The organism is Cryobacterium sp. TMT2-10 (genome assembly GCF_004403075.1).
In the GTDB taxonomy this organism is placed as follows: domain Bacteria; phylum Actinomycetota; class Actinomycetes; order Actinomycetales; family Microbacteriaceae; genus Cryobacterium; species Cryobacterium shii.
Genome location: NZ_SOGW01000061.1, coordinates 40,374 through 52,766 on the forward strand (window position 1 = coordinate 40,374; position 12,393 = coordinate 52,766).

At 69.8% G+C, this 12,393-nt stretch carries 10 protein-coding genes and 1 pseudogene; 7 read left to right on the plus strand and 4 right to left on the minus strand.

The features are described 5' to 3' along the window. Positions 1-2: 2 nt before the first annotated feature. Positions 3-92, plus strand: a pseudogene (locus E3T37_RS17815) (type I methionyl aminopeptidase); the annotation flags it as partial. A 30-nt stretch (positions 93-122) separates the two neighbouring features. Here the strand turns inward: E3T37_RS17815 and E3T37_RS07295 are convergent. Then, the gene (locus E3T37_RS07295) at positions 123-926 is read right to left on the minus strand and encodes a phosphotransferase (RefSeq protein WP_134366144.1); all 804 of its coding nucleotides are present in this window, start codon (positions 924-926) and stop codon (positions 123-125) included. A 197-nt stretch (positions 927-1,123) separates the two neighbouring features. On the opposite strand from E3T37_RS07295, the gene E3T37_RS07300 reads away from it, so the two are divergent. Further along, on the plus strand, positions 1,124-1,525 hold the full coding sequence (locus E3T37_RS07300) for a YchJ family protein (protein WP_241976151.1): 402 nt from the start codon (positions 1,124-1,126) through the stop codon (positions 1,523-1,525). Positions 1,526-1,536: 11 nt separating this feature from the next. On the opposite strand, the gene E3T37_RS07305 is transcribed toward E3T37_RS07300, so the two are convergent. After that, positions 1,537-1,917 carry a hypothetical protein gene (locus E3T37_RS07305; protein ID WP_134366145.1) on the minus strand — a complete coding sequence of 127 codons (381 nt, stop codon included), beginning with the start codon at positions 1,915-1,917 and terminating at the stop codon, positions 1,537-1,539. A 167-nt stretch (positions 1,918-2,084) separates the two neighbouring features. Between E3T37_RS07305 and E3T37_RS07310 the strand changes: the two genes are divergently transcribed. Continuing rightward, positions 2,085-3,122, plus strand: coding sequence for an LLM class flavin-dependent oxidoreductase (locus E3T37_RS07310; RefSeq protein ID WP_134366156.1), 1,038 nt, complete (start codon positions 2,085-2,087; stop codon positions 3,120-3,122). Here the strand turns inward: E3T37_RS07310 and surE are convergent. Together surE and E3T37_RS07320 are read right to left on the minus strand one after the other, a co-directional pair. Next, on the minus strand, positions 3,074-3,928 hold the full coding sequence (surE, locus tag E3T37_RS07315) for a 5'/3'-nucleotidase SurE (protein WP_134366146.1): 855 nt from the start codon (positions 3,926-3,928) through the stop codon (positions 3,074-3,076). The two genes, E3T37_RS07310 and surE, sit on opposite strands and share 49 nt — an antisense overlap. Then, complete coding sequence (locus E3T37_RS07320; RefSeq protein ID WP_134366147.1) at positions 3,925-4,905, minus strand: PfkB family carbohydrate kinase; 981 nt, start codon at positions 4,903-4,905, stop codon at positions 3,925-3,927. The genes surE and E3T37_RS07320 overlap by 4 nt, the downstream gene beginning before the upstream one ends. A 105-nt stretch (positions 4,906-5,010) precedes the next feature. On the opposite strand from E3T37_RS07320, the gene glgX reads away from it, so the two are divergent. The 4 genes from glgX to E3T37_RS07340 all read left to right on the plus strand — a co-directional run. Further along, on the plus strand, positions 5,011-7,215 hold the full coding sequence (gene glgX / locus E3T37_RS07325; protein ID WP_134366148.1) for a glycogen debranching protein GlgX: 2,205 nt from the start codon (positions 5,011-5,013) through the stop codon (positions 7,213-7,215). Continuing rightward, complete coding sequence (treY, locus tag E3T37_RS07330; RefSeq protein WP_134366149.1) at positions 7,212-9,560, plus strand: malto-oligosyltrehalose synthase; 2,349 nt, start codon at positions 7,212-7,214, stop codon at positions 9,558-9,560. The genes glgX and treY overlap by 4 nt, the downstream gene beginning before the upstream one ends. Further along, complete coding sequence (gene treZ, locus E3T37_RS07335; protein ID WP_134366150.1) at positions 9,550-11,301, plus strand: malto-oligosyltrehalose trehalohydrolase; 1,752 nt, start codon at positions 9,550-9,552, stop codon at positions 11,299-11,301. The genes treY and treZ overlap by 11 nt, the downstream gene beginning before the upstream one ends. A gap of 396 nt (positions 11,302-11,697) precedes the next feature. Next, the coding region (locus E3T37_RS07340; protein WP_134366151.1) for a DUF222 domain-containing protein at positions 11,698-12,393 on the plus strand (696 nt) is incomplete at its 3' end.

Consider the following 12,393-nt stretch of genomic DNA (forward strand, 5'->3'; position numbering starts at 1 on the left):
ACGACGGTTGGACCCTGCGGAGCGCAGACGGAAGCCGCACGGCGCACTCAGACAACACCATCGCCATCGTCATCACCGGGCCGATCATCCTCCAGCGGCCGCGCCGATATTCCTGCGGACGCTCAGCTGCCGGCGGGAGGGCCCGCAGGACTGGTCGGCGGGATTGCGCTTTCCGATAGCGAGAGCGCTCGCTCCCAAGCCGTTTGGTTTCGATTGACGTACTCGGCCGCTCCACGCCAGAATTCACCGTGCCCGTTCACGTACATATCGGCCCAGGGCTGAAGACCGGTCTCATAGGAGGTGCACAGGAGTTCGAACATTGCCGCGGTCCGTTTCGCCATTGCCGCCGGAAGCGCCTCGCGGAGCAAAGCGTCGGCCTCATACCCATCGATGAACGCCCGGAGCCTCGACGCGGCGGACTCGACGGGTTCACCGTTAACCAGCAGGGCGAACGCCTGGGCGGCGTAGGCCAGGTCCCACAGCCGGGTGCTCGGCCCCGCACCATCCCAATCGATGAATACCCAGCGCTCGCCAATGACGAGGTTCCACGGCGCAAGATCGTTGTGGCACATCAGGTTCGGCTTGTCCGCTGGCAGCAGCATCTTCCAACCCTCAGGGTCGGGGACCGGAATAGATTCGCTCACATCGTGGATGCGGCGGATCATCCGACCGACCCGGCGCAGGTCCTCGGCATGAAGCGGCATCTGACTCAGCGCGATCGCGCCTTCCACATACTCGACCGTCTGACGACCGGTCTCATCGCGGCCGAGCGGGTGCGGAGCGTCCACTCCGTGCGAACGGAGCGCCGCAAGGTAACTCTGCACGACCAAGCTGTTGTCGATCCAGGGCTTTCGCACCGTGCCGCCCACTCGCACAACACGGCCGGACGCGTTGCCCCCGGTCAGTTCTTGCTCTGCCTCACCCATACCAGCAGGCTAGTGGCCGCACGGGTCTCGGTGGAGCTTCGCAGTGACGCGTGAGAGGGCAAAGACCACCGTTGAATGCCCTCATTCTTCCCTTCGGGGTGATCTCGCGGGTCCAGGACCGTCAACCTGCCGCCGTCTTTCCCTGTGTGTGTCGGCCCGTCCGCGGATGCCGCCAGGACCTGACGGATACTGGAACGGTGCAGATTCCTCCGACCCCCGAGTCCCGCCCCCTGCGGTGTCCCTGCCTGAGCGGCAACCCTTATGCCGAGTGCTGTGGACGGTTCCACCGCAGGGAGGCCGCCGCACCCACCGCCGAGGCGCTGATGCGTTCCCGCTATGCGGCGTTCGCGGTCGGCGACGCGGCGTACCTGTTGGCGACGTGGCATCCGCGCACCCAGCCGGAGACGTTCGCACTGGACGACGAGCTGCGGTGGACCCGCCTCGAGATCGAACGGACCGTGGCGGGCGGCCCGTTCGACACCGAGGGGGTGGTGGAGTTCACGGCGTACTGCCGGGACCGGGGCACGCCGTCGACGCAGCACGAGGTGAGCCGGTTCGTGAAGATCGATCGCCGCTGGGTCTACCTGGACGCGGTCTGAGCCGGCCTCGTCTAGGCGAACGGCAGGAACAGGGCCGCGAGCAGGGCGATGTAGACGATGACGAACACCCCGGGGGTGCCGAAGCGCACAATGTCGATCCAGGCCTCGGACGCCACGATCCGCTTGCCGAGTGTGCTGAGCACCGGCACGGCGCGCAGATCCTCGATGATCGCCAGCCCCTCGTTCGCGGCGGCGATCTGGGCGAGGGCGCCGAGCACACCGGAGGCCAGCAGGATGCCGGCGGCGGCGATGCGCACGCTAACCGCCGCGGTGTCGAGGCCGAGGGAGAGGAGCGCCACGAGGGAGGTCAGCAGGAAGGTCGGTGCGAACTGGGACACGATGATGTGCCAGCGGGCCTTGGTCCACAGGGTGATGAGGTCGAGTTCGGTCATGTCGGAGGCTCCTGCCTTGGTGGCGACCGATTCGCGGCCGCCGGTTTCATTCTGCCCGACCGTCCGCCCGGCCTCACGTCTGCACCGGAATATCCTGACGGCAGCCACGGTTCTCCCTATCTATACATTTGCATAGACTTTGTACCATGATCAAGGAGCGCAACCACATGACGCAGAAGTTCGAACTCGGCCTGGACACCTTCGGAGACGTCACGTTCGACGCCTCGGGAACGCGCCTCTCCCAGGCTCAGGTGCTGCGCAACGTGGTCGCCGAAGCGGTGCTGGCCGACCAGGTGGGCCTGGACTTCTTCGGAATCGGTGAACACCACCGGGAAGACTTCGCGGTGTCCGCCCCCGAGGTGGTCCTGGCCGCGATCGCCGGGCAGACCACCGGCATCCGTCTCGGCTCGGCCGTCACGGTGCTCAGCTCAGACGACCCGGTGCGCGTCTTCCAGCGGTTCTCGACCCTCGACGCCGTCTCCGGCGGCCGTGCTGAGGTGATCCTCGGCCGGGGATCCTTCACCGAATCGTTCCCCCTCTTCGGGTTGGAGCTCTCCGACTACGAGAAACTGTTCGAGGAGAAGCTCAACCTGTTCACCGAGCTGCTCAAGGAGGCGCCCGTCACCTGGGCCGGGGAGACCCGCGGCGGCCTGACCGATCAGCGCGTGTTCCCGCCCACCGAGTCAGGGGCCCTCACCACCTGGATCGGGGTGGGTGGAAGCCCGCAGTCCGTCGTGCGCGCCGCCCACTACGGCCTGCCGCTGATGCTCGCCATCATCGGCGGTTCCCCGCTGGCCTTCGCCCCGCTGGTCGAGCTCTACCACCGGGCGCTGGCCCAGTTCGGGAAGCCGACGAAGCCGATCGGCGAACACTCCCCGGGGTACATCGCCGGCACGGATGCCCAGGCCCGGGAGGAGATGTGGCCGCACTACGCCGCCATGCAGGACCAGATCGGGCGTGAACGCGGCTGGGGTCCCGTGACCCGGGAACGTTTCGAGCACGACGCCAGCCCGGACGGCGCCCTTTTCGTCGGATCGCCGGAGACCGTGGCCCGCAAGATCGCCGCCGCCGCGCAGGGACTGGGGCTCTCCCGCTTCGACCTGAAGTACAGCCTCGGCACCCTGGCGCACGAGAAACTGATGACCAGCATCGAGCTCTACGGCACCGAGGTTGCGCCGCTCGTGCGTGAGCTGCTGGCCGACTGACGTCCCGGCCCCGGCGGGGCCGCGCTCGTCGCCACCGGGACCGGCTCCAGCACGAGGTCCGCGAGCGGGCGTTCCTCGACCGAGCGGAGGCTCGTGACGGTGGCGTAGCCCAGGCGGAGCAGGTCGGCGTCGCTCCCGGACTCCGCGTGGGCCGCGTTATCGGCCACGGCCAGGCGGATCTGATGCCGGTCCTGCTGCGTCATCGTGGTTTGCACGATGCCGAAGCGGGCCAGTTTGGCCGTACGGACCTCCGGCGGCTCGTCGCCCACGATTATGGGCACGTTCAGGTTCAATACGGTGCCGGTGGGCTGGTCGAGCAGGAATGGGATCAGCCGGGCGGCCAGGCGTGACGCGACGCCCCAGCGCGGGGTCGTCGTGTCCGGGGCAACGTCCAGGGACACGGCCAGGCCGCGACCGCCGTTGACGCCCGCGGTGAGCGCGGCCCCCACCGTGCCGGAGTGCAGGATGGCCCGGCCCACGTTGGCGCCCGGATTCACCCCCGAGAGAACCAGCTCGGGCGCCTGGCCGAATGCGCCGTGGCTGGCGATCAGGCTGATCAGGGCGGGGGCGGCGTGTACGGCGTAGCAGGGCACCCCGTCGAGACCCTCCAGGTGCCGACGGTCGACGACGATGCGGCCCTCGGTTCCCGTGGAAGTGATGGAGGCCCCGCTGCCGCTGGATTCCGCCGCCGGAGCGGCGACCACCACGTCCAGGCCGGCGTCGAGGGCCGCCAGGGCGAGCCGGAGCAGGCCGGGGGAGTTGATGCCGTCGTCGTTGGTGATGAGGGTCGTGAATGCCGGGATCATTCGTTCTGCACCGTCTGTGCGAGTTCGTCCGGGGTGAGCCTCTTCGCGAACGCGGGGACCCACTCCACCGGGTAGACGCGCACATGGTCCCGCAGCAGCCGCACGGTCTCAGCCTTGCCGGTGCCCAGGCCGTGCCGGGTCACGTTCAGGGCGCCGGCGGCCGCACCGACCGATACGGCCTCCTCGATGGTGCCGCCCGCCGCCAGGGTGGCCGCCACACCGGCCGTGAGGGAGTCACCCGCGCCGTGCGGATCGGCGATCTGCATCGTGGGCACGCAGACCTCGCTGAGCGTGTCGTCGGCCAGCAGAAGCAGGGGCTTCTTCGCCCGGCTGATGATGACCGTGTCCGCTCCCTCGTCCCGCAGGCTGTACGCGGCGGCGAAGAGCTGCTCCTCGTCGGGCGCGCTGATGCGGCCGTCGGCCAGCAGCTCGTCGTCGCTGACCTTGACGACACTGACCTTGCCGCCGAGGGCCGCGGTGAGGCGCTCCCCGGCGAGGTCGGCGATCACGAACCGGCCGGTGGAGCGCAGGTCGGCGGCCAGGCGCCGGTAGACATCCGCCGGCACGACGTCTTCTCCGGCCGGCCCGCTGAGAACGGTGGCGTCCGCGCCCAGCCCGGCCCGCAGGGTGAGGTCGTAGAGCTCGTCGAGGTCATGGCGGGAGAGCGGCTCACCCTGGGTCGCAGCGACCTGGCTGCGCTCGCCGCCACGCCGGTCGTGCACATAGGCGGCACCCCGGCCGGCCCGGCGCACGGCGAGCACCCGGATGCCCTCATCGGCGACGAGGTGACCGAGCACCTGGCCGGTCTCACCCGTCAGCACGCAGCACATCGTGACCGACGCGCCGAGGGCCTGCAGCATCCGTGCCTGCCAGACGCCCTGCCCACCGGCGTGCAGATGGATGTCGGCGTGGTCGGCCCGGCCCTCGACGGTGACGGTCAGGACCGGGGACGGCGCGAAGATGACGACCTCGTTCACACGGGCATACTACCCAGACGGGGCCACAGGAACACTGCTGTAGCGTACTGATGGGCCCGAGGCACGCTTTGAACCGCAGGTCCACTCGAAACTTGAGGAGCCCCTTTGGAAACCTGGCCCGGTACCGCTTACCCGCTTGGCGCAACCTACGACGGAAGCGGCACGAACTTCGCCCTGTACAGTGAGGCCGCCCACCGGGTGGAACTCTGCCTGTTCGACGACGACGGAATCGAGACCCGGGTCGAGGTGATCGAATCGGATGCCTTCATCTGGCACTGCTACCTGCCGCTGATCCAGCCGGGGCAGCGCTACGGCTACCGCGTGCACGGTGAGTACAACCCGGCCGAGGGCAAGCGCTCCAACGCGAACAAGCTGCTGCTCGACCCGTACGCCAAGGCCACCTGCGGCAGCATCGACTGGGACCAGTCGCTGTTCTCCTACAACTTCGGCGACCCCGATTCCCGCAACGACGAGGACTCCGCCCCGCACATGATGCTCGGCGTGGTCGTCAACCCGTTCTTCGACTGGGTCGGCGACCGACCGTTGCGCACGCCCTACCGTGACTCCCTCATCTACGAAGCCCACGTCAAGGGGCTGACGAAGCTGCAGGAGCTCGTGCCGGAGTCGCAGCGGGGAACGTACGCGGGCGTCGCGCATCCGTCGGTCATCGACCACCTGCAGAAGCTCGGCGTGACCGCGATCGAACTGATGCCCGTGCACCAGTTCGTCAACGACGGCACCCTCGAGGAAAAGGGCCTGAACAACTACTGGGGCTACAACACCATCGGCTTCTTCGCACCCCACAACGCGTACTCGTCGACCGGGGACCTCGGAAACCAGGTGCAGGAATTCAAGGGGATGGTGCGGAGCCTGCACGACGCGGGCATCGAGGTCATCCTCGACGTCGTCTACAACCACACCGCGGAGGGCAACCACCTCGGCCCGACGATCTCCTTCAAGGGCATCGACAACGAGGCGTACTACCGCCTGATGGACGATGACAAGCGCTACTACATGGACTACACGGGCACGGGCAACACCCTGAACGTGCGCCACCCGCACTCGCTGCAGCTCATCATGGACTCGCTGCGCTACTGGGTGATCGAGATGCACGTCGACGGTTTCCGGTTCGACCTGGCGTCGGCGCTGGCCCGCGACCTCTACGACGTGGACAAGCTCTCCACCTTCTTCGAACTCGTGCAGCAGGACCCGATCGTGTCCCAGGTCAAGCTCATCGCCGAGCCGTGGGACGTCGGCCCCGGCGGCTACCAGGTCGGCAACTTCCCGGCCCAGTGGACGGAATGGAACGGCAAATACCGCGACACCGTGCGCGACTTCTGGCGCGGCGAACCGTCGACGCTGGGCGAGTTCGCCTCGCGCATCACCGGATCCGCCGACCTGTACGAACACTCCGGACGCCGCCCGGTGGCGTCGATCAACTTCGTCACCGCGCACGACGGGTTCACCCTCTCCGACCTGGTCTCCTACAACGAGAAGCGCAACGACGCCAACGGGGAGAACAACCAGGACGGCGAGTCCCACAACCGGTCCTGGAACCTCGGCGAGGAAGGGCCCACCTCCGACCCGGAGATCCTCGTCCTGCGCGCCCGCCAGCAGCGCAACTTCCTCGCCACCATGCTGCTCTCGCAGGGCGTGCCGATGATCCTGCACGGCGACGAACTCGGCCGCACCCAGAACGGCAACAACAACACCTACGCGCAGGACAACGAGCTGAGCTGGCTGCACTGGGACGAGGCGGACCACCCGCTGATCGAGTTCACGGCCGCCGTGTCCCGGCTGCGCCGCGAGCACCCCACCTTCCGCCGCAGCCGCTTCTTCGACGGGCACCCCGGCAAGCGCAACCCGGCCGACGCCCTCAGTGACATCGTCTGGCTGACCAGCGACGGCACCGAGATGCAGTCCTACGACTGGGACGAGAACCGCACCCGCACGGTCGCGATGTTCCTCAACGGGGACGGCATCCGGGAACGCGACTCCCGCGGCCAGACCGTGACCGACGTGAACTTCCTGCTCTGCTTCAACGCGGAAGGCGAAGACGTCGAGTTCACCCTGCCTCCGGTCGAATACGCCCCGGAGTGGGAGGTCGTCGTCGACACCGGCGGCGAGGGTGCCGACTCCATCCCGCGCCCGGCCGGCGCCAAGCACACGGTCACCTCCCGGTCGATCGTGGTCCTCCGCGCCTACCACGCGCCGGAGACCCCGCCGGATCACTCCGTGGCCGCCTCGCTGGCCGCCGGCCACACCGGCGCCATCACCGTGGTCGACGCCGAGTTCCTGGCCAACCAGTGAGGATCCCGCTCTCCACCTACCGGCTCCAGATCACGGCGGCGTTCGACCTGGACGCCGCGGCATCCGTGCTCGACTACGTGACCGAGCTCGGCGCCGACTGGATCTACCTGTCCCCGCTGCTCGCGGCCGAGGACGGCTCTGACCACGGCTACGACGTGATCGACCATTCCGGGATCGACCCGGTGCGCGGGGGCGCGGAGGCGCTGGCCCGCCTAACGGCCGCGGCGACGGATGCCGGCCGCGGCATCCTCGTGGACATCGTGCCCAACCACATGGGCGTCGCGACCCCGGCCGGCAACGCCTGGTGGTGGGACCTGCTCCGGCTCGGCGGCTCGTCCCGCTATGCGGAAGCCTTCGACGTGGACTGGGCCGCGGGCGGCGACCGCATCCTGCTGCCCGTGCTCGGCGACGGCGCGGACGAACTCGACCGGCTGAGCGTGGTCGGCGACGAACTGCACTACTACGACAACCGGTTCCCCCTGGCACCCGGCACGGCCGACGACGGAGCGGATGCCCGCACCGTGCACGGGCGGCAGAGCTACCAACTCGTCGGCTGGCGCCGTGCGGACGCGGAGCTGAACTACCGGCGGTTCTTCACGGTCAGCACCCTGGCCGGGCTCAAGGTTGAGACCCCCTGGGTCTTCGACGAATCGCACCGGGAGATTCTCCGCTGGGTGCAGGACGGTCTCGTTCAGGGGCTGCGGGTCGACCACCCGGACGGCCTCGCCGACCCGGGCGGCTACCTGGACCGGCTGCGGGATGCGACCGGCGGGGCCTATGTCCTGGTCGAGAAGATCCTCGAGGGCGGCGAGCAGCTGCCCGCGAACTGGGCCACGAGCGGCACCACCGGCTACGACGCCCTCGCCGACTTCGACCGGCTCCTCGTCGACCCGGCCGGCCAGGGGGCGCTGGACGCCCTCGAGGCCCGGCTGCAGGCCGAGACCGGGGGCCAGGCGGACTGGCCGGAGCTGGTGCACACGCAGAAACGCGCCATCGCCGACGGCAGCCTCCGCGCCGAGGTCGAGCGTATCGTCCGGCTCCTGCCCGCGATCAAGAACGCCGACGACGCGGTGGCCGAGCTGTTCGCCTGCTTCCCGGTCTACCGCTCCTACCTTCCGGTCGGTGCCGAGAAGCTGCACGCGGCCGCGGCTACCGCGGCAGACCGACGGCCCGACCTCGCGCCCGTGATCGACGCGTTGCTGCCCATGCTGGCCGACCCGGGGCATCCGGCGGCCGTGCGGTTCCAGCAGACGTCCGGCATGGTGATGGCCAAGGGGGTCGAAGACACCTCCTACTACCGCTACAGCCGGCTGACCTCCCTCAACGAGGTCGGGGCCGACCCGGGGGAGTTCGCCGTCGACGCGGCCGAGTTCCACCGCCGGCAGCAGGTGCGCCAGGCCACCTTCCCCGCCTCGATGACCACCCTCTCCACCCACGACACCAAGCGCGGCGAGGACGTGCGGGCCCGCATCTCGGTGCTGGCCGAGATCCCCGCCGAGTGGGAAAACGCCCTGCGCGCCCTGCGCGCCGCCGCGCCGCTCGGCGACGCCCCGTTCGAGAACCTGCTCTGGCAGGCCATCGTCGGCGCCTGGCCGGCATCCCCGGACCGGCTCATCGCCTACGCGGAGAAGGCCGCCCGCGAGGCCGGCACCTCGACCACCTGGACGGCGCAGAACGCGGAGTTCGAAACCGCGATGCACCGCCTCGTGGCCGCCACCGTCGACAACCCGGCTGTCCGTACGACCCTGACCGCCTTCGTCGACCGGGTGCGCCAGGCCGGCTGGAGCAACGGCCTCTCCAACAAGCTCGTGCAGCTGACCGCGCCCGGCGTGCCGGACGTCTACCAGGGCAGCGAGCTCTGGGAGGACTCCCTCGTCGACCCCGACAACCGGCGCCCGGTCGACTACGGCGTGCGGCGCGACTACCTGGCCCGCATCGCCGGCGGCTGGCTGCCGCCCGTCGACGAGACCGGCGCCGCGAAACTCCTGGTCACCACGCGCGCCCTGCGGCTGCGGCGGGAAGCGCCGGAACGCTTCTTCCGCCACCTGCCGGTCGAGGCTCTCGGCGCCCGCGCCGAGAACGTGATCGCCTTCGACCGCGGCGACGCGGTCACCATCGCCACCCGACTGCCGCTTGGACTCGCGGCGGCCGGCGGATGGAACGACACCACCGTGGTGCTGGCCGGTCATCCCGTGATCGACCTGCTCACCGGGGCCCGCCACCCCGGGGGCATCACCCCCGTCGCCGCGCTGCTGCAGCGCTACCCGGTCGCCCTGCTCGTTGCGGACGACGGAACCGCACCCGCCACTGCCACCGCCACGGAAGGGGCCGTCGATGCCCGCTGAGTACTTCGAGGTCTGGGCGCCGACCGCCACCACCATGGCCGTCGCGCTGTCCGACGACACCCAGGTGCTGACGCGTCAGGCAGACGGATGGTGGCGCGCGCCCCGCCCGGCGGGCGACGGGCCGGTCGACTACGGCTTCCTGGTCGATGGCGAGGGGCCGTTCCCCGATCCGCGCTCCCGGCACCAGCCGAACGGCGTCCACGGCGCCACCCGCACCTTCGACGCCGCTGAGCACGTCTGGGGCGACCAGCGCTGGACCGGTCGCCAACTGGCCGGCAGCACCATCTACGAAATGCACCTCGGCACCTTCACCCCGGAGGGCACCCTGGCGGCCGCGGCCGAGCGGCTGCCCCACCTGGCCTCCATCGGCGTGGACTTCGTGGAACTGCTGCCGGTCAACGCCTTCAACGGCACCCACAACTGGGGCTACGACGGCGTGCTCTGGTACGCCGTGCACGACGGGTACGGCGGGCCCGCGGCCTACCAGGGCTTCGTGGACGCCTGCCACCAGGCCGGCATCGGCGTCATCCAGGATGTCGTCTACAACCACCTCGGACCCAGCGGCAACTACCTGCCCCAGTACGGCCCTTACCTGAGCCAGGCGGGCGGCACCAGCTGGGGGTCCTCGCTCAACCTCGACGGGCCGGACTCCGACCCGGTTCGGCAGTACATCATCGACAACGCCCTGATGTGGCTGGGCGACTACCACGTCGACGGCCTCCGGCTCGACGCCGTGCACGCCCTGCACGACGAGCGCGCCACCCACCTGCTCGAGGAACTCGGCTCCGCGGTCGACGCGCTGAGCGCATCCGTCGGGCGGCCGCTCAGCCTGATCGCCGAGTCCGACCTCAACGACCCCCGGATGATCACCCCGAGGGAAGCCGGCGGCTACGGCCTCACCGCCCAGTGGAGCGACGACTTCCACCACGCGGTGCACGTCTCGCTCACCGGGGAGACGTCCGGCTACTACGCCGACTTCGAGCCGCTCGGGGCCCTCGCCAAGGTGCTCACCCGCGGTTTCTTCCACGACGGCACCTTCTCCAGCTTCCGCGCCCGCACGCACGGCCGCCCGATCGACACGAAGAAGACGCCCGCGTGGCGCCTCGTCGTCGGCAGCCAGAACCACGACCAGATCGGCAACCGGGCCACCGGCGACCGGCTGCCCGCGACCCTGGATGCCGGCCAGCTCGCGATCGCGGCGACGCTGACCCTGCTCGGTCCGTTCACCCCGATGCTCTTCATGGGGGAGGAGTGGGGCGCCGGCACACCGTGGCAATTCTTCACCTCGCATCCGGAACCCGAACTCGGCGAGGCCACCCGCAAGGGCCGAATCGGCGAGTTCGCCCGGATGGGCTGGGACCCGGCCGCCGTCCCCGACCCGCAGGACCCGGCGACGTTCACCCGGTCCAAGCTCGACTGGGACGAGACCGCCCGGCCGGAGCACGCTCGTCTGCTCGCCTTCTACCAGGCCCTGGCGGGCCTGCGCCGCTCCCAGGCGGGGTTCACCGACCCCAGCCTCGACCGGGTCGCGGTGGACTTCGACGAGCACGAGCGGTGGCTGCGGGTCACTCGCGGCGACACCCAGATCCTGCTGAACCTGGCCGCGGTCGCCCGGCGTGTGCCGGCCGAGGCCGGCGCCGTGCTGCTCGAGTTCGCGGCCGAGGGCGAGGCCGTCCGGGGCCGCGACGCGAGCGCCGTGCTCCTGTCTCCGCACGCCGTCGCGATCCTGGCCGCCTCCTAAGCGGTCGCCGGTCCCGGTTCCTGGTTTCCCATTCCCATTCCCGGTCCCGGTCCCGGTCCCCGGTGCCGTTCCCCGGTCCCGTTCCCCGTTCCCCGTTCCCCGTTCCCCGTTCTCGATCTCGCCGAGCCGTGACTTCCGCCCCTCTTTTTCGTCTGCGGAGGATCGCAACTCACGGTTCGGCGGGGTCTGGGCGAGCCGTGACTTCCGCCCCTCTTTCGTGTCCGGAGAGGGGCGATACTCACGGCTCGGCGAGGTTTTGGGCAGCGTGCATCACGGCCTCGCGAGCCGGCGAGTCCCACGAGTAACACCAGCCTCATTCGTAACTATCTGCGAAATACTTTGGTAAATAGTTGAGATAGTCTCGACACCACGTACGCTTTTTGCTAAAATCGGGGCATGGCAGGAGCATCCGCATCGCAGTCACCAGCCGCCCCGGCAGAGGCGGCCGCCCCGGCAGAGGCGGCAGATTCACCTGTGCAGCTGATCCGGCAAGTCGCCTTGGCCCTCGCCACGGTCCTCGACGACATCACGTTATCGCGGCTCACCGACACCGACGCCCTGGCCGTCCTTGGCGCGGTGGAGCAGCTCGGCCGCCGGGTCGACGCGGCACGGGTGGCCACGGCGACGGATGTCGCGGACCGCTCCCGCAGCATCCTCGGCCACGACTCCCTGGCCTGGAAACAGGGGGCCAGCAACGGCATCGACCTGATCACGCGCCTCACCCGGGTCTCCGCCCGCGAAGCGAACCGGCGGGTGCGGCTCGGCGGGAACGTCTCGGATCGCCGGGCCGGCACCAGCATGCTGCCCCCGTACTACCCGACCGTCGCCGCGGGACTGACCGCAGGCGACCTGGGTGTCGACGCGGCCGAGGCCATCGTCACGGCCCTCGACAAGGTCAGCCCGAGCGTCGCCCCGGACGACCTCCTCACCGCGGAACGCGCACTGGTCGCCGCCGCTACCGGCGCCATCACCGAAGAAACAGCGGGGCTGCCCGGGGAGGGGTTCGCGTTCCCCGCGGACCTGATCCGGGGCATGGCCCTGCAGTGGCAGGCCCGGCTCGACCCCGACGGCACCGCCCCGAACGAAGACGTC